This is a genomic window from Dokdonella sp., from assembly GCF_051958935.1.
Classification (GTDB): Bacteria; Pseudomonadota; Gammaproteobacteria; order Xanthomonadales; family Rhodanobacteraceae; genus Dokdonella_A.
Window position 1 is genome coordinate 30,749 of record NZ_JBQCFP010000110.1, and the last position, 18,413, is coordinate 49,161.

The window sequence follows — 18,413 nt, forward strand, 5'->3', positions numbered from 1 at the left end:
CGCTCGATGAAATTGCCCGCTTTCCTCAGCAAGCCGCGTTGGCAGTCCAAGGACGCCGCGCAGCGGCGCGCCGCGATTGCGCACGACAACGACGCCGAACTCGTCGCCAACCTCGGCCGCCTCGCCCGCGAGGACGCCGACGCCGGCGTGCGCATCGCCGCCGCCAGACGCCTTGCCGACCCCGGCATCGCGCAGACGTTGTCGCAGCACGACGCCGATGCGAACGTGCGCGGGCAGGCACGCGCGCTCTGGCTCGACCTTCTCACCGGCACGCACCCGTCGGCGCCACCGCTTTCCGAACGTCTGCGCCTGCTGAAGGCGCAGGAAGATGCGGAACTCGCCGAGCGCATCGCCTGCCATGCGGCCGAACCCGAACTGCGCCGCGCGGCGCTCGAGCAGGTCGCGCGTCCCGCGCTGCTGCTCGAACGGGCGCTCGCCGACCGCGACGCCTCGATTCGCCTCGCCCTGGTCGACCGCATCGCCGACGAGGCGATGCTCGATCGTCTGGCCGAGCGCGCGCGCAAATCCGACAAGCAGGTCAGCCGCCGCGCCCGCGAACGCATCGAGGCGCTGCGCATCGGCCGCGGCGACGACGCGACGCTGGAACAGCGCGCGCGCTTGCTGTGCGAGCGCATGGAACAACTGCTGCGCGTGCCCGGCCACGCGGACGCCGAACAGGAACTCGCGGCGCAATGGGCCACGGTCGATGCCGCGGCGCCCCCGATGCTGCGCCAGCGATTCCAGACCGCGCGCGCGCTGCTTGCGGCGAGCCGCGAGCCGGTGGTTGCGCGCCCGGCGGTGGCTGCGGACGAAGCGCCCGCCTATTCGCCCGCGACGGCGACCGAGACGAAGCCGGAGCCCAGCGACACCGACGCACCCAACGCCGACGCATCCGATGCCGACGCCGACGCGGTTGTCGCGCCGTTGATCGCGCAGGCCCGCTTCGCCGCGTCGCTCGACGAGGCGCAGGCCGCACGTCGCCAGCAGGCCGAGCAGCAACGCGCGCTGCTCGCGGAACTCGAAACCGCATTGCGCGAATGCGCCGCGGCACTGGAGTCCGGGCACAGCGCAAACGCGCATGCCGCCAAGGCACGCAGCGAGGCGTTGCGCCGTCGCATCGACACGGCCTTGCCAAAGTCGCTGGTCGCGCGACTCGCCGTGGTCGAGTCGCGCTACGGCGAACTCGCCCGCTGGCAGCGCTGGGCCGACAACCAGCACCGACAGCAATGGTGCGAAGAGATCGAGGCGCTGCCCGCGAGCGGCCTGCACCCGGACGCGGTCGCCACCAAGGTGCGCGAGGCACAGGCGGCGTGGAACCGGTTCGATGCGCTCGAGGGCGGCAGCGCACGCGCGGGCGAGCTCAACCGGCGTTTCCATGCGGCCTGCCGCGCCGCACTCGCGCCGGCCCAGGGCTATTTCAAGAAGCGCCAGGAACTTCGCCAGTCGCAGGCGGACGCCATTCGCGCGCTGATCGAGCGCCACGCCGCGCTTGCCGACGACAGCGAGGACTGGACTGCGGTCATCCAGCTGCGCCGCGAAATCGTCGAAGCCTTGCGCGCACTCGACCGCGTCGACCCGCGCGCGCGCAAGGCGCTCGCGCAGGCGCTCAAGGACGGCCTGACCGCGCTCGACGGGCGCATCCAGCGCCGCGATGCCGAGGTCGAACGCGCGAAATCCGCGCTGATCGCCGAAGCGGAAGCGCTCGCCGACACCCTGCCGCGCGGCGCGGTCGCCACTGCACGCGAGTTGCAGCAGCGCTGGCAACGCGCCGGCCACGGTCGCCGCGCGCGCGACCAGGCGCAATGGACTGCGTTCCGCGCGGCGGTCGATCGCGTGTTCGGCAAGCTCGACGCCGAGCGCGCCGAACGCAGCGCACGCGAGGTCGAGTCGCGCCAGCAGGCCGAGGCGATCTGCACGGAACTCGAAGCCCTGGCCGCGGCGGACGCGCCGGCCGAGCGTGGCGCGGTGAGCCGCCTGCAAGCCGCGTGGGATGCGCTGCGCCCGCGCGACGAGGCGCTCGCGCGACGTTACGCCGCGGCGCACGAGCGCCTGCGCGATTTCGCCCGGCGCCAGGAGCGCGCGCGCCGGCACCTGCGTTACCACGCATGGCTCGAGCGTTATCGCCTCTGCCGTGCCGTCGAAACGGCGGCCACGCCGATCGGGCAGGCGCAGGAACACTGGTCGATGGCCGCACCCTGCGACGTCGCCGCCGGCGCGTTGCAGGCGCGCTTCGACGCAGCACGAGCCGCGCCCGCGGAGCCCGATGCCGCCCTCGACGACGCGCAGCGCGAGGTCCTCGTCGAGCTCGAACTGCTCGCCGGCATCGAGTCACCCGCCGACGATCGCGAACGGCGACGCGCGGTGCAGATCGGCCGCCTGTCCGCGCGCATGGGCGGCGGCTCCGCGACCCCTCCCGCCGAGGAACTCGCGGCGCTGCTGCAGCGCTGGTGCGAACTCGGTGCGCCGGTCGACGCGGGTTTCGACCGTCGCATCGAACGCGCATTGGTTGCCGCAAGGGATACTTTGCCCTGACAGTCCCGCGCATGCTGCGCTGCGTGAACCATCGCGGTCTCGCGCATGCTAGATAGCGTGCCCGGACAGCGCGGACTTTCTCCGATGATGCCACCCGATGCGGACGCGAAGGCGGACGCCGCGCGCAGCGCCGATGCGCGCTACACACTGGCGGACATCCCGCCCAACGTGCTCGTCCACCTCACCGAGCTCGCCAAGGCGCGCGGCATCGCCTGCGAGCGCTGGTTCGCCGGCCTCGGCCTCGATGTCGGACAGCTGACCGATCCCGCGCTGCGCGTCTCGTACCGGCAGGCGAGCATGGTCATCCGGCGCGCCCTCAAGGCGCTCGACGAGCCCGCGCTGGGGTTGCAGGTCGGCTGCAACGAAACGGTCGGCAGCTTCGGGCTGCTCGGCCTTGCGATGATGACCTCGCGCACGTTCGGCGACGCGATGCGCGTGGGCATCGAGCACCATCGCGTGTGTGGCAGCCTGCTCGACGTCACGTTCGAGGCGATCGACGAGCGCGACGTCGCACTCGCCGCGTGGCCGCGCTTGCGCGATCCCGAACTGCTGCCGTTCCTGTGCGAGGAGTTGTTCGCGAGTTCCTTCGCCGTCGCGCGCGGCCTGGTGGGGCCGTCGTTCACGGTGCGGCGGCTCGAACTTGCGTACCCGGCGCCGGCCTACCATGAGGATTACGCCGCGTTCTTCGGCTGCGAGCTGCGCTTCGGTGCGGACCACAACCGCGCGGTCATCGATACGCGCTGGCTGTCGCATCCGCTCGCGAGCCACAACCCGCTGACCGCGACCCAGGCCCTGCTGCTGTGCCGGCAGCAACTCGCCAACGCCGGCGCGCATGGCGATGAACTCGTCACGTCGGTCGAACACCTGCTGCGCAACCGGCTGCGCGAGCATCCCCGCTTGCCCGACGTCGCGCGCACGCTGAACCTCAGCGAGCGATCGCTGCGCCGTCGCCTCGCCGACCGTGGCTGCGTGTTCCGCGAGATCCACGATCGCGTACGCGCCGAACGCGCGCTCGACCTGCTGCAACGCGGACCGTTGAGCGTGGCGGAGATCGGCAGCGAACTCGGCTTCAGCGACCCGCGCGAGTTCCGTCGCGCGTTCAAGCGGTGGACCGGGATGCCGCCGCAGGCCGCGCGCCACGCGGTGGCCTAGACGCGACACCCGGTTGGCCGATCCGCCCCCCATTGGCGGAAAATCCCCCCCTCCCCGATTCCGGCGAGTTCGCCGAGAGTGCGGCAATACGCCGCGGCATGGTCTGCCTGCGCGGCGCCCACGGGGAACCCTTCGGAGTCGATGCCATGCGCCTGTCCTGCCTCGCGATCCTGATCGCAGCCGCCCTCGCCGGCTGCGGCGAAAGCGCCCCGCCGCCCGCGCAGAGCAGCGCCGACGCCAGCTTCCAGAGCCAACTGCAGCAGCAGTTGCTCGACGCAAGACCGGGCAGCGTGATCGAGATCCCGGCCGGGCATTACAGCTTCAACCGCGGGCTCACCCTGCGCAGCAACGGCGTGACGATCCGCGGCGCCGGCATGGACAAGACCGTGCTCTCGTTCAAGGGCCAGGTGGTCGGCCCCGAAGGACTGCTCGTCAACGCGAGCGACTTCACGATCGAGAACCTCGCGCTCGAAGACACCAAGGGCGACGCGCTCAAGATCAACGAGGGCGCGAACATCACGATCCGCGGCGTGCGCGTGGAATGGACCGGCGGGCCAAAGACGACCAATGGGGCCTACGGTCTTTATCCGGTCAAGACGAGCAACGTGCTCATCGAGGATTCGGTAGTGATCGGCGCGTCCGACGCGGGCATCTACGTCGGCCAGTCGAAGACGATCGTCGTCCGGCGCAATCGCGCCGAGCGCAACGTCGCCGGCATCGAAATCGAGAATTCGATCGACGCCGACGTGTACGAGAATACCGCGACCGAAAACACCGGCGGCATCCTGGTCTTCAACATGCCCAACCTGTCGCAGGCGGGCCGCAACGCGCGTGTCTTCAGGAACAAGGTGCACGACAACAACACCGGCAACTTCGCCGCGAAGGGCGCGGCGGTGGCAAGCGTGCCGGCGGGTTCGGGCGTGATCGTGAACTCCAACGACCGCGTCGAGATCTTCGACAACGACATCGCCGACCACCGCACCGCCAACGTGATCGTGTCGAGTTACTTCTCGACCAACTACTACAACAAGGCCGGCGTGGACCCGAACTACAACCCCTACCCGAAGGGGATCTTCATCTACGACAACCGCTTCAAGGGCGGCGGCGATTCGCCCGACGGCATGGACCTCAAGATCCTCAAGAGCGCGGTCTACGGCGTGACCGGCCACTTCCCGGACATCGTCTGGGACGGTTACGTCGACGGCAAGGCGCTCGTCGATGGGCTGCCGCCGCCGGCGGATCGCATCTGCGTGCAGAACGGCGACATCGGCGTGCTCAATGCCGATGGGCCTGGCGGCTACAAGAATCCGAGCACCGATACCAAACCGTACCAGTGCACGCTCGACAAGCTGCCGCCGGTCGTGCTCGCGGGCAAGGCGTGATGACGCGAGGGACGAGGCTGCCGTCGTCGCCGTTCCTGCGCGCCCTCTGCGCCCTCGGCGTGCTCGCGCTCGGCGCATGCCACCAGGCGCCAGCGCCGGTCGCGTTCCACGCGGAAGGACGGCCGCCCCTCCTCAGCGACTGGCATGTGCTCGACGTCGCGGGCAAGCGGCTCGTGTCGAACGAGGGCGTCGTGCCGTATGACCTCAACACGCCGCTCTTCACCGACTACGCACACAAGCTGCGCACGATCTGGATGCCCGAGGGCGTGTCGGCGACCTACTCGGCGACCGACGCGTTCGACTTCCCGGTCGGCACGATCATCAGCAAGACGTTCTACTACCCGCTGCCCGAGCGCGCATCGCGATCGAAGACCGCGGTCGCGCGCAGCTACGACGTCGCGCACGACTACGGCCCGTCCGGCATCGACCTCGACCATGTGCGCCTCGTCGAGACGCGCCTGCTCGTGCGGCGCGCGGACGGCTGGGCCGCGTTTCCCTACGTCTGGAACGCCGCGCAGACCGACGCGGTGCTCGCGCGCACGGGCGACGTGATCCCGCTAGAGCTCGTCGCCGCCGACGGCGCGCGCGAAGCGTTCAACTACGTCGTGCCCGATGAAAGCCAATGCGCGAGCTGCCATGCGCGCGACTGGGTCACGCGCGCGATCGCTCCGATCGGTCCCAAGGCGCGCCATCTCAATCGCGACTTCCACTACGCCGGCGGCGAGCGCAACCAGCTCGCCGAGCTCGCGCGGGTCGGTTACCTCAGCGGTGCGCCGGCACCCGCGGACGCGCCGCGCGATGCGGTCTGGAACGACGCGGCGCAACCGCTCGACGCGCGCGCGCGCGCCTATCTCGACATCAACTGCGGCCACTGCCACAACGCGAAGGGCGCGGCGAACACGACCGCGCTCACGCTCGACATCGCGACGCCGGAAGACCGTCACCTCGGCATCTGCAAGCCGCCGGTCGCGGCCGGCCGCGGGACCGGCGAACACTTCATCGACCTCGTGCCCGGCAAGCCCGACGACTCGATCCTGCCGTTCCGCATGGAGTCGGCCGAGCCGGGCGTGATGCTGCCCGAGCTCGGTCGCAGCACGGTGCACCGCGAAGGACTCGAACTGATCCGCGCCTGGATCGCTGCACGCGAGGGGTCCTGCAGCGGCACGGGCTGAAGAACGACTCGACGGGTGTGAACCCGCAACCAGCAAGGGGAACAATATGATGATCCGCAAACGCGCGCTCGCGCTGTGCCTCGCCCGTGCGCTGTCGGGCCTCGCCGCCGTCGCCAGTGGCCCCGCCGTCCTCGCCGCCGACGATGCGCAGGAACCGGCGGCCGACGCGAAACCGTCGGACGACGCTTCGCGCCTGGACGTCATCACGGTCACCGCGCAGAGCCGCGCGCAGGAAATGCAGGAAGTGCCGATCCCGCTTCAGATCGTCACCGCCAAGCAGATCGATACGCTCGCCGCGACCGATCTCAGCCGCATGAGCCTGTTCGTGCCGGGCCTCGTCGTCAGCGGCGAGCAGCCGACCCAGCCGAACTACCAGATCCGCGGCATTTCGACCGACGATTTCGGCGTCGGTACGGAATCGGCCGTCGGCGTCTACATCGACGGCGTCTATGCGGCGCGCTCGGGCGGCGCCCTGCTCGCCTTCAACGACGTCAAGCGCATCGAGGTGCTGAAGGGGCCGCAGGGCACGCTGTTCGGCCGCAACGCCGCCGCGGGTGCGATCTCGATCATCACGAACGAACCGTCCAACACGTTCGAGGACCGCGCGCGCGTGCGCGTCGGCAACTACGGTCGCCAGTACATCGACGGCCTGCTCAACCTGCCGCTGCGCGACGACATGGCGCTGCGCTTGAGCATCGTCGACAACCAGAGCGAAGGCTGGATCCGCGACGCGGCGAACGCGACGCGCTACGGCGGCGACGACGACTGGGGCACGCGCGCGGCCTGGCGCTGGAATGCGACCGACGATACCCGCGTGCTGCTGTCGTGGGACCACGAGAAACTGAACCAGTTGCCGAAGGCGGCGATCGGCTTGGTCCCCCTCGCCAACGATACCTATCAGCGCCCGCCCTTTCCGCCCGATCCCTCGACGTTCCTCGATCCGCTGCACGCGCCGCTCTACAACGACACCGTCGACCCGCGCGAATCGCGCCGCTTCGACGGCGCGACCCTGTCGATCGACCACCAGTTCGGCTGGGCGAGCTTCACGTCGACGACGGCGTGGCGCGATTTCGACACGCTCAACCGCGGCGACTACGACGGTACCAACCACATCGTTAGCTACCTCTCGACCGCGAACATCGAGTCCAACAGCAGCTGGTACCAGGAGTTCAAGTTCGCCGGCAACACCGCGCTGATGGATTGGGTCGCGGGCGCGAGCTACTACAACGAGCACGCGCACCAGACGAGCCAGACCGACATCTTCACCGATGGCATCGACACGCTCGCGCTGAACCTCTCGCCCGCGCCGACGCCGGACGGCACGCTCTACAACTACCTCAGCCAGGTGCTCGCGCTGAATGGCTTCCCGAATACGCTCCTCGGCGAACCATGGCGCGAACAGATCTCCAACAATGGTCGCTTCAAGGCCTTCGCCGCCTATGGCGACGTGATCTGGCACCTGGGTTCCAACTGGAACCTCACGACCGGCGTGCGCTTCACCCGCGACGAGAAGACGTTCTCCTGGTTCAACGCGCCGCGCGAAGCGCCCGGCCTCGACGCGACCCTGGCACAGTTGCAGGCGGCAGGCGTGCTCGACCTCATCGGCATCCCGATCGAGACGTTCCAGCAGAACCTCGTCTTCACCGATGCGGTCGGCGTGCCGGTCACGTTCAAGGATCGCTGGAACGATACCAGCCCGCGCGTCGTGCTCGACTACCACTTCACGCCCGACGTGATGGGCTATGTATCCGCGACGAAGGGCTACAAGGCGGGCGGCTACAACAGCGTGCAGGTGGCCTCGCGTTTCGAACCCGAGAAGGTGTGGAACTACGAGGCGGGCGTGAAGAGCGTGTTCCCCGAATACGGGCTGCTGCTCAACGCGTCGATCTACCACTACGACTACGACAACCGCCAGTCGCTCACGCTCGATCCGAACACGGCCGGCTCCGGCGTGCCGCGCTACCTCGTCAGCAGCAGCAACCAGAAGGCGGACGGCCTAGAGATCGAGGCGCAGTGGGCGCCCACCGACGATCTTCGCCTCAACTTCACCAGCGCCTACATCGACTCGACCTACGGCCACGCGATCTCGCCGTCCGGCGTCGACCTCGGCGGCGAACCGACCGGCGAACCGCGCTGGTCGATGTCGGCCGGCTTCGCCTACACCTGGCACGCCGTGCTCGGTGGCGACGTCGAGTTCGACCTCTCGCACGCATGGCGCGGCAAGTCGCGCTGCAATGCCGATTCCGTGCTGCAGGGCAATTGCCAGGTGAGTCCGAACTTCAGCGTCGGCAGCGCACAGCAGCGCACCGATGCACGCATCGGCTGGACCTCGGACAGCGAGCGCTTCGGTGTGGCATTCTTCGTCAACAACCTGTTCGACAAGCGCTACGTGACCGGCGTGAGCAACATCTCGGCGACCGTCTTCGGTACGCCGTACGCGCTGATCACGCCGCCGCGCATGTGGGGTATCGAAGCACTCGTGAGATTCTGAGCCGATGACCGACGGCGGGCCTACCCTGCACGACCAGCATGCCCGCCTGCGCGACGCGCAGGCGCGCAGCGGCGCACCCGACCTCTCCACGCGCAAGCGCCGGCTGCGCGCGCTCGAGACGCTGATCCGCGACCACCGCGCGCAGATCGCCGAAGCGATCGCAGCGGATTTCGGCCGCCGCCCGGCCGAGGAAACCGACCTGCTCGAAGTGTTTCCGAGCCTGTCGGGCATCCGCTACGCGCGTGCGCACCTGCGCCGCTGGATGCGGCCGCGGCGGCGCTGGGCGGGGTTCTGGTTCCTGCCCGCGCGCACGGAGCTGCGCCCTCAACCGCTCGGCGTGGTCGGCATCATCGTGCCGTGGAACTACCCGCTCTACCTCGCCGCCGGGCCGCTCACCGACGCGCTCGCCGCGGGCAATCGCGTGATGCTCAAGACGAGCGAACTCACCCCGGCCTTCGCGACCTTGCTGGCCGAGCTCGTCGCACGCCATTTCGAACCGGACGAGGTCGTCGTCGTCAATGGCGACGTCGATGTCGCTCGCGCGTTCTCGGCGCTGCCGTTCGACCACCTGTTGTTCACGGGTTCCACCGCGGTGGGCCGCGAGGTCATGCGCGCAGCCGCGGCGAACCTCGTGCCGGTCACGCTCGAACTCGGCGGCAAGTCGCCGGCGATCATCGGTGAAGGCGCGCGCCTGCCGCATGCGATCGAACGCATCGTGCTCGGCAAGATGCTCAACGCAGGCCAGACCTGCATCGCGCCCGACTACGTGCTGCTGCCGCGCGCACGCGTGCAGGAATTCATCGACGGCGCGCGTGCGGCGGTCGGCCGGCTCTATCCGCAGCTCGCCGCGAATCCGCAGTACGCCGGCATCGCGAACGAGCGCCATCACGCGCGGCTGGGCGAACTGCGCGACGCCGCGGTCGAACAGGGCGCTGTCGCGCACGAACTCGCCGAAGCACCGAAGGATGCGCGCGTGATCGCGCCGACCTTGCTTACCGGTGTCGACGACCGCATGGGCGTCATGCAGCAGGAGATCTTCGGACCGCTGCTGCCGCTCGTCCCGTACGACTCGGTCGACGAGGCGATCGCCTACGTCAATGCGCGTCCGCATCCGCTCGCGCTTTACGTGTTCGACGATCGTGGCGCGGTCGTGCGGCGCGTGCTCGATGCGACGCTGGCGGGCGGCGTCAGCGTCAACGACACGATCCTGCACATCGCCCAGCACCACCTGCCGTTCGGCGGCGTCGGCGCATCGGGCATGGGTGCGTACCACGGCGAAGACGGCTTCCGTACGTTCTCGCGCATGAAACCCGTGTTCCGCCAGGCGCGCTGGAATCTCGTCGGGCTGCTGAATCCGCCGTACGGAACCATGTTCCGACGGATGCTGCGGTTGCTGCTCGGGGGCTGATCGCGACGGCGGCACGCGCAGCGCGCGTACCGCCCATGTCGTTCCTACCGAAGTCTGGCCGAGTCCTCCTCGGGAGCAGCGGAACCCCCGATGCTCGCTGGCCTGGGCCCTCAGCCCTGCTCTTCAGCTCGCTGCCGGCTTCGCCGTGGCGCCGAAGCGGCCCTTCGCGTCGGCGATCACGCGGCGCATCCACAGGCTCGAATCGTCGAGCAGCGAGTAGATGCACGGCAGCGCGAGCAGGGTCACGATCGTCGAGAACGTTAGGCCACCGGCGATCGCGCGTGCCATCGGGAAGTACGGCGGGCCGTCGCTCCACGCTTCGGCGCCGCCGAGCGCGAGCGGCAGCATGCCGAGGATCGCGGTCGCCATCGTCATGAGCACGGGGCGCAGGCGCTCCATCGCGCCGAGCACGAGCGCCTCGGTGCGCAGGTGGCCGTGGTGGCGCAATTGGTTAATGTGCACGATCATCACGATGCCGTTGTTCACGACCACGCCCATGAGGATCAGGATGCCGATCGCGGCCATGATCGAGAACGTCGTGCCGCTCAGCCAGAACAGCCAGAACACGCCGAACACGGAGAACACGAACGTCGTGAGGATCGCGAGCGGGTAGATCAGCGATTCGAACATCGCGCACATGACGATGTAGACGAGCACGAGTGCGATCAGCGTGTTGAAGAGCATCTGCTGGCCGGCCTGGTCTTCGCGGTCGAAGCCTTCGCCGAAGCTCCAGCGGTAGCCGGGCGGGAACGCGAACGTGTCGAGCGCCTCGGTGATTTCCTTGCGCGCGTCCTGCATCGTCTTCTTCTCGCCGAGGTTCGCCGTGATCTTCAGCGCGGTGAGGCGATCGACGCGCTGGATCGCCGACGCGGTCTCGTGCGAGTCGGTGCGCAGCATCGTCAGCAGCGGCACCTGCGTTCCGTCGGGCGCGCGCAGCTTGAAGTCGGACAGGCCGGCGAGGCTCTGCGTGTCCGCGCCCTGGAAGCGCAGCCATACCGGCAACTGGCGATCGTCGGCATGGAAATCCTTGAGCGGCATGCCGCGCAGCGCGATCTGGATGTAGTTGGCGACGGTCTGCGCGTCGAAGCCGTACTGCTTGGCGCGGATGCGATCGACCTGGGTCGCGACCTCGCGGTCGCCGTTGCCCTTCTCGGCGCGCACGTCGCGCAGGCTTGGCAGGTGCGAGAGCACATTGATCACGTTCGGCGCGATCTCGCGCAGCTCCTCCATCGAGTCGCCGATCAGCGAGATGTCGACACCGCCACCGAGGCCGCCGTCGCCGTTGCCGTCGAAACCGACCTTGCCGGTCGCGAGTTTGGGCAGGCCCTTGCGGATGTCCTCCTTGATCGCCGACGATGGACGGTTGCTGCCCATGCCGAACAGGTCCTTGACCCATTCGACGACGCCCGGCTTCTTGTCCTGCAGCAGCACGCGCGTCATCGCCTGGCCCTGCTCGGAGTACCAGGTGTAGATCGACGCGATCTCGAACTTCTCGCGGTTGTCGTTGAGGTACTTCTCGACCTTCATGACCTCGGGCTTGAGGTCCTGCAGGCGGTAGTTGGCGTTGAGCTGGTAGAACATGCGCAGGTTGCGCGCCTCGCCGCCGCCGAAGAAATCCATCTTCGTCTGCGTCATCGGCACGAAGCTCGCGATCACGAGGCCGAGCACGCCGAGCATGGTCCACCGCCGGTGGGCGAGCGTCCAGGCGACGAAGCGGCCGTAACGGTCGCGCAGGCGCGTGATCGCGTTCTCGTGGCCGATGAACTTCGGCGGCGGCATGCGCGCGGCGAACATCGGAACGATGCTGACCGCGACCAGCCACGAGGCGAGGTGCGCGATCGACATCGCGATCGCGACCTGGGCGAGGAAGATCGAAATGTTGTTCGCCTCGCCGAAGATGTTAGGCAGGAACACGACCACGCTCGACAGCGTACCCGCGGCGATCGCGACGCCGACGACCTGCGTGCCCTGCACCGCGCAGTACCACGGCTTGTCGGGATATTTCTCGCGGTACTGGTAGATGCTCTCGACCACCACGACCGCGTTGTCGACGAGCATGCCGACCGCGAGCAGCAGGCCCATCATCGACAGCACGTTGAGGCTGATGCCGAAGAAGTACATGCAGCCGAGCGTCATCACGAAACAGATCGGGATCGACAGCGACACCATCAGCGTCGACGGCCAGTCGCGCAGGAAGAAGAACAGCACGAGCACGGACAGCAGCGTGCCCTCGAGGCCGGCCTTGCCGAGCTGCGACAGCGAGCCGGTCACGCTTTCCGCCTGGCTCTCCATCGCGTAGACCTGCATGCCCTTGAGTTCGGGCGAGGCCTGGATCTTCTTCACTTCGGCCATCACCGCGGTGCCGACGTCGACGAGGTTGGCGTTGCGTTCGCGCCGGATGTCGACGCCGATCGCCGGCTTGCCGTCGAGGCGACGCGCGAAATCGACGCGCGCGGGGCGCAGGGTCACGGTCGCGATATCGCCGAGCTTGAGGCCCTTCGCGTCGAGCAGCACCGCGCGGATGTCGTCGAGCGTGCGCCACTGGCCCTGCGGCTGCACGCGGAAGCGCGTGCCGGCAGCATCGACCTGCCCGGCCGAGATCGCGAAGTTCGCGTTCGAGAGCTTCGTGTAGAGGTCGTTGAGGTTGATGTTGTGCGCGCTGAGGCGGTCCGACGACAGTTCGATCTGCACCTCCGGCTTGCCGATGCCGGAAATGTCGACGTTGGCGACGCCGGGGATGCGCTCGAGCGGGCGCTTGATCTCGCGCTCTATCAATTCGTACGCGTTCGAAAGGTCGGCGCCATTGGAGGCGATGCGCAGCTGAAGCACGGGCTCGTCCGAGGTCGAGAACTTCTGCACGAAGTAGCGCTGCATGTCCGACGGCAGCTCGGAGCGGATCGCGTCGATCTTTTCGCGCGCCTGCACCGCCTTGATCGCGACGCTCTCGCCCCACTTGAACTCCATGAAGATCTGCGCGGACTCGGCGTCCGAGGTGGAGTTCATGCGCTTGACGCCGGGCAAGGTCGCGAGTGCTTCCTCGACCGGGCGCGTAATCGTGCGCTCGATCTCCGCCGGGGTCGAACCCGGGTACGGGATCTGCACGAACAGGAACGGCGCGTCGATGCTCGGGAACTGTTCGAGCGGCAGCCTGAAGGCGGCGATCAGGCCGATCACCACCATCGTCACGAAGAACATGATCGCCGTGACGGGCCGCTTCAGGCTGAGCTCGGCGAGTGTCATGCGTGCTGCCCCTGCGCCGGACCTTCGATCGGCAGATCCTCGTCCGCGCCGACGTGCTCGGCCTTGGCGCGATGGCGCTCGCCGCGCGCGACGTACCACTCGTCGCCGCGGCGATCGAGCAGGTCGTACACGATCGGGATCACGACGAGGGTGAGCAGGGTCGACACGGCGAGGCCGCCGATCACGGTGAGAGCCATCGGCGCGCGCACCTCGGCGCCTTCGCCCCAGCCGAGCGCGAGCGGCGCGAAGCCGATCAGCGTGCACAGCGTGGTCATCACGATCGGGCGCAGGCGCGATTCGGCGCCCTGCGCGAGCGCCTCGCGCTTGGGCACGCCCGCTCCGCGCAACTGGTTCACGCGATCGATCAGCACGATCGCGTTCTTCACGACGATGCCGACCAGCATGATGAGGCCGATGAACACGACCACCGAAATCGCCGAACCCGAGAGCTTCAGAGCGAGGATCGCGCCGACCGCGGCGAGCGGGATCGAGAACATGATCACGAACGGATGCAGCAGCGACTCGAACTGCGACGCCATCACGAGGTAGACGAGGAAGATCGCGAGGCCGAGCGCGAACACCAGGGACTGCACCGAGGAATCGAGTTCCTCGCTCTGGCCGCCGATGCGCACCTTGACGCCCGCGGCGAGCGGGTTGTTCGCGACGAGGCCCTCGACTTCCTTGACCGCGCTGGCGAGGTCGCCGTGGCGAAGGTTCGCCGAGACGATCGCGACGCGTTCCTGGCTCACGCGATGGATTTCGCTCGGCCCTTCCGTCGCGATGACATCGGCGACCGCGGACAGGCGCACCGGCGTGTCCGCGCTCGACTGCGCGGTTTCGCTGACGCCATTGCCGCTCCCCCCGGAAGTGCCGCTGCCCGAATCGCCGCTGCCGATCGCGCCCGCCGCGCTGCTCGTCGAACCGGTGCTCGCACCCTTCGCGGAAATGTAGCCGACGACGAGATTGCGCACGTCCTCGACGCCGGTGCGGTCGGCGGCACGTGCACGCACGAGCACGTCGATCTTGCGGTCGCGGAAGTCGTAGCGCGTGGCGACTTCGCCCTTCACCTTGCGCACGACGCGATCGGCGATCTCGCGCGTGGTGAGGCCGAGCGCGGCGGCACGATCCTGGTCGAAGTGCACCTGGATCTCCGGATAGCCGCCTTCGACCGTCGACTTGACGTCGGCGAAGCGCGGCGAATCCTTCATGAGTCCGGCGAGGCGCTGGCCGCCCTTGGCGAGGGCTTCGAGGTCGTAACCGCGGATCTCGATTTCGAGTGGTGCGGAGAAACTGAAGAGCTCCGGGCGCGCGAACTTCACGTTCGCATCGGCGCGCGTCATGCCGCTGCGCAGGCGCTCGACTTCGGCCGCCTCGACCTTCTTGCTGCCGCCATCCTTGAGCGCGATCGACAGGCGCGCGATGTTCTCGCCCGACTCGGTCGGGTTCGCATCGAGGCGCGTGCCGGTGCCGGCGACACCGTAGATCGACTCCACGCCAGGATCCTTGGCGTGGCGCGTCGAGATCTCGTCGACGACCTTGTCGGTTTCGGCGAGCGGCGTGCCCGGCGGCAGCGTCACCGTCATGTTGAAGCGGCCTTGGGCGAGCTGCGGGATGAGGTCGAGGCCGAGGGTCGGCACCAGCGCGAGCGTCGCGGCGAGCGCGACGACGGCGAATCCGAGCACAGGCCACGGCCGTTCGATCGCCTTCGGCAGGAAGCCATGGTACGCCTTCGCCGCACGCTCGTACGGCCACAGCACGACGGCCGCGATACGCTTGAGCACGTAGCCAATGCCGGCGCCGATCGGCCGGAACACGATGAATCCGAGCAACGTGAACAGGCGCACGATGAAGGAGATCACGAACATCACGAGCAACGTGACGACGTAGACCAGCGCGAGCAGCACCGAGAACGGCAGCATCAGCACGAGCATCGCCCAGCGCAGCACCGCCGGCCAGCGCTTCCTGAGCGGCCACGTGATCATCGGGAGGACCGAACGGGTCTTGCGCCAGAGCGGGTCGCCCTGTACCGGCTCGTCCTTGTAGGCGAGCGGCGAGCGTCCTTTCAGCGAGGCGAGCATCGGGATCAGCGTCATCGCGACGACGAGCGAGGTGAGCATCGCGAACGTGATCGTGAGCGCCTGGTCGCGGAACAGCTGGCCGGCGACGCCCTGCACGAACACGAGCGGGAAGAACACCGCGACCGTCGTCAACGTCGAAGCCGTGACCGCCATGCCGACTTCGGCCGTGCCGCGCACCGCGGCTTCGAGGATCGACGCGCCCTGCTCGCGCAACCGCGCGATGTTCTCGAGCACGACGATCGAGTCGTCAACGACCATGCCGGTCGCGAGTGCGAGGCCTCCGAGCGACATCACGTTGAGCGACAGATGCAGCTGGTCCATGAAGAAGAACGTCGCGATCAGCGACACCGGCAGCGACAGGGAGATGATGAACGTGCTCCACGAATCGCGCAGGAAGAAGAAGATGATGAGGATCGCCAGTACACCGCCGATCAGCGCGTCCTTCTTGACGTCGCTGAGCGCGCCTTCGATGAATACCGACTGGTCCTCGATCATCGAGAGGTCGGTGTCGGTGGGCAGCGTCTTCTTGAGGCGCTCGATCTCGGCCTTGACCGAGTTGGCGACATTGACCGTGTTGGCGTCGCCTTCCTTGTAGATCGCGAGCTCGATCGCCTCGTGGCCGTCGATGCGCACGATGCCTTCGCGCTCCTTGAAGCCCTGGCGCACCTCGGCGATGTCCTTGAGGCGGATCGGCACCGTGCCGTCGATCTTGACGAGCAGCTCGCGCATCTCGTCGAGCGTCCTGAACTGGTTGATCGTGCGCACGAGGAAGCGCTGGCTGCCTTCGTCGATGCGGCCGCCCGAGGCGTTGACGTTCTCGTTCTTGAGGCGCGTGTTGACGTCGTTGATGTCGATGCCGAGGCGCGCGAGCTTCTGCTGGTCGATCAGCACCTCGATCTCGTCCTCGAGGCCGCCACCAACCTTGACCGCGGCGACGCCGGCGACGGGTTCGAGGTGCTTCTTGAGGTCGTCGTCGGCGAAGCGGCGCAGCTGCTTGAGGCGCGCCTCGTCGGTGTCACCCTTCGCGCTGAGGCCGAGCCGGATGATCGGGTCGGTCGACGGGTTGAAGCGCAGCAGCAGCGGCTTCTTCGCTTCCAGCGGCAGCTGCACCGTGTCGAGCTTGTCGCGCACCTCCAGGCTCGCCATGTCCATGTCGGTGCCCCAGGCGAACTCGAGCACGACGTCGGACTGGCTCGTGCGCGACACCGAATGCACCTTGCGCACGTTCTTCACCACGCCGACCGCTTCCTCGATCGGCTGGCTGATGAGGTTCTCGATCTCGAGCGGCGCCGCGCCTTCGTAGTCGGTGCGCACCGTCAGGGTGGGATACGACAGGTCCGGCAGCAGGTTGACCTTGAGTCCGGTCAGGCCGATCAGGCCGAACAGGACCAGGGTCACGGTCATCATGCCGATCGTGACCCGCCGGCGGGTCGCGAGCTCCGGGAGATTCACGAATGCGTCTCCGTCTTCGCGACCGAGGCCATCGCGTCCGGGCTCTTGGTCGCGTTGTCGAGTACCTGCACCTCGGTGCCTTCACGCACCGCGTTGCGGCCGATCGTGATCACGCGCTCGCCGTCGGCGAGGCCGTCGCGGATCTCGATGCGGTCGCCTTCGGCGTAGCCGGTCTTGACGACGCGACGCTTGGCGACGAACGCAGGCAGCGCCGCCTTCGCGGTTTCCGCCGCGACCGCCTCGCCCGCCTTGCCCGCCTTGCCCTTCGGCACGTCCTTGCCGTCCTTCTTCTCGTCCTTCGGCGGCGCCGGCTCGATCACGAACACCGAGCTCACGCCGTCTTCCTCGACGATCGCGTTGCGCGGCACGACGAGCGCGTCATGGCGCTGGTCGTAGGTGACCTCGATACGGCCGAACATGCCGGGCTTGAGCGTCGAGGTGGTGTCGCGGAACGCGCAGGTCACGCGGAACGTGCCGCTCGCCGCGTCGACGACCGGCGCGATGCGCGCGATCGAGCCGTCGAACGACTTGCCGCCGAGCGCGTCGACGCGCATGCGCACGGGCTGGCCGGCCTTGAGCGTGTCGAGATCACGCTCGGGCACGTTGAGCACCGCCTCGAGCGGATCGAGGTCGACGATCTGGAACAGCGCCTGGTTGAGCTGCACGAGGTTGCCGAGCTTGACCGAGCGCTTGGCGATCACGCCGGAGATCGGCGCAACGACGCGCGTATAGGAGAGATCCAGTTGCGCGCCTTCGACGATCGCCTTCTGCGTTTCGAGGTCGTACTTGGTGCTGTCGTAGTCGGCTTTGGGCGTGATCTTGAGCGCGAAACCCTTGTCGGCCTTGTCGTAGGCGGCCTGCGCCTTCTTCAGGGTCGCCGTGGCCTGCGCGAGCTTGTTGCGCGCGGCATCGCTGTCGAGTTCGGCGAGCACCTGGCCCTTCTGCACGTGCGTGCCTTCCTCGACGAAGAGCTTCAGCACGATGCCCGAGGTCTTGGCGACGACCTGCGCGTCGCCGACCGCCTCCAGCGTGGCCGTACCGGAGTAGTTGGCGGTGATCGTCTGATGCGAGGCCGGGGCGACTTCGACCGGGATCGAGGCCTGGGTATTGGCCTCCTTGCCCATGCCGTCGCCACCGCCGCCGCAGGCAGCCAGCAGCGCGATCGCGGCCGCGAGGGCGGAGGTACGCAGGTAACGGAAACCGCGGGAATTGGGGGAGGCGGCGAAGTTCGGGAGCATGGGAGTCGGCCTGGGAGGGGTTGACTTGGTGTTATAGTAGACTACATCACTATTCTAGTGCAATAGCCCGGGCAGCCCGGCAGTTCGACCCGTGGTCGTGCTTCCGTGCTGCCCCGCCGTTGCAGCAGGGTGGCGATCCGTGCAGCGGATCGTGCGCCGGAACCGGCGCCGCGTCGTGAGCCGGTAGTCACGAGCGCGCGGCTTGCGGCGTTGGATGCACGAAGAAGCCGAAGCGTTGCGTGGGATGCGCACGGCCGCAGGAACACAC

Annotated in this window: 9 protein-coding genes; 6 read left to right on the forward strand and 3 right to left on the reverse strand. The window is 68.2% G+C overall.

What is annotated here, in order from left to right; all coding sequences use genetic code 11:
* Positions 1 to 6 precede the first annotated feature (6 nt).
* The 6 genes from ACTHK2_RS10860 to ACTHK2_RS10885 all read left to right on the forward strand — a co-directional run bounded on the left by ACTHK2_RS10860 (position 7) and on the right by ACTHK2_RS10885 (position 10,137).
* The gene (locus ACTHK2_RS10860; RefSeq protein ID WP_440245726.1) at positions 7 to 2,532 is read left to right on the forward strand and encodes a DUF349 domain-containing protein; all 2,526 of its coding nucleotides are present in this window, start codon (positions 7 to 9) and stop codon (positions 2,530 to 2,532) included.
* Positions 2,533 to 2,616: 84 nt separating this feature from the next.
* A complete protein-coding gene (locus ACTHK2_RS10865; protein ID WP_440245727.1) occupies positions 2,617 to 3,684 on the forward strand; it encodes an AraC family transcriptional regulator in 1,068 nt (355 codons plus the stop codon).
* Positions 3,685 to 3,830: 146 nt separating this feature from the next.
* The gene (locus ACTHK2_RS10870; RefSeq protein ID WP_440245728.1) at positions 3,831 to 5,066 is read left to right on the forward strand and encodes a parallel beta-helix domain-containing protein; all 1,236 of its coding nucleotides are present in this window, start codon (positions 3,831 to 3,833) and stop codon (positions 5,064 to 5,066) included.
* Entirely contained in the window at positions 5,066 to 6,238 is a 1,173-nt protein-coding gene (locus ACTHK2_RS10875; RefSeq protein WP_440245729.1) for an SO2930 family diheme c-type cytochrome, read from the forward strand. The genes ACTHK2_RS10870 and ACTHK2_RS10875 overlap by 1 nt, the downstream gene beginning before the upstream one ends.
* A gap of 49 nt (positions 6,239 to 6,287) precedes the next feature.
* Entirely contained in the window at positions 6,288 to 8,729 is a 2,442-nt protein-coding gene (locus tag ACTHK2_RS10880) for a TonB-dependent receptor (protein ID WP_440245730.1), read from the forward strand.
* A 4-nt stretch (positions 8,730 to 8,733) separates the two neighbouring features.
* Positions 8,734 to 10,137: a coniferyl aldehyde dehydrogenase gene (locus ACTHK2_RS10885; protein ID WP_440245731.1), complete on the forward strand. Its 1,404-nt coding sequence runs from the start codon at positions 8,734 to 8,736 to the stop codon at positions 10,135 to 10,137.
* 123 nt (positions 10,138 to 10,260) lie between these two features.
* Here ACTHK2_RS10885 and ACTHK2_RS10890 read toward each other — a convergent pair whose 3' ends face one another.
* Genes ACTHK2_RS10890 through ACTHK2_RS10900 form a run of 3 tightly spaced genes read right to left on the reverse strand, consistent with a single transcriptional unit; the run spans position 10,261 to position 18,145 of the window.
* Positions 10,261 to 13,377 (reverse strand): efflux RND transporter permease subunit, encoded by a 3,117-nt coding sequence (locus ACTHK2_RS10890; protein ID WP_440245732.1) that lies wholly within the window; start codon positions 13,375 to 13,377, stop codon positions 10,261 to 10,263.
* Positions 13,374 to 16,907 (reverse strand): efflux RND transporter permease subunit, encoded by a 3,534-nt coding sequence (locus ACTHK2_RS10895; protein ID WP_440245733.1) that lies wholly within the window; start codon positions 16,905 to 16,907, stop codon positions 13,374 to 13,376. Before ACTHK2_RS10895 ends, ACTHK2_RS10890 begins: the two co-directional genes overlap by 4 nt.
* Positions 16,904 to 18,145, reverse strand: a complete 1,242-nt coding sequence (locus ACTHK2_RS10900) for an efflux RND transporter periplasmic adaptor subunit (RefSeq protein ID WP_440245734.1) — start codon at positions 18,143 to 18,145, stop codon at positions 16,904 to 16,906. The genes ACTHK2_RS10895 and ACTHK2_RS10900 overlap by 4 nt, the downstream gene beginning before the upstream one ends.
* Positions 18,146 to 18,413 lie beyond the last annotated feature (268 nt).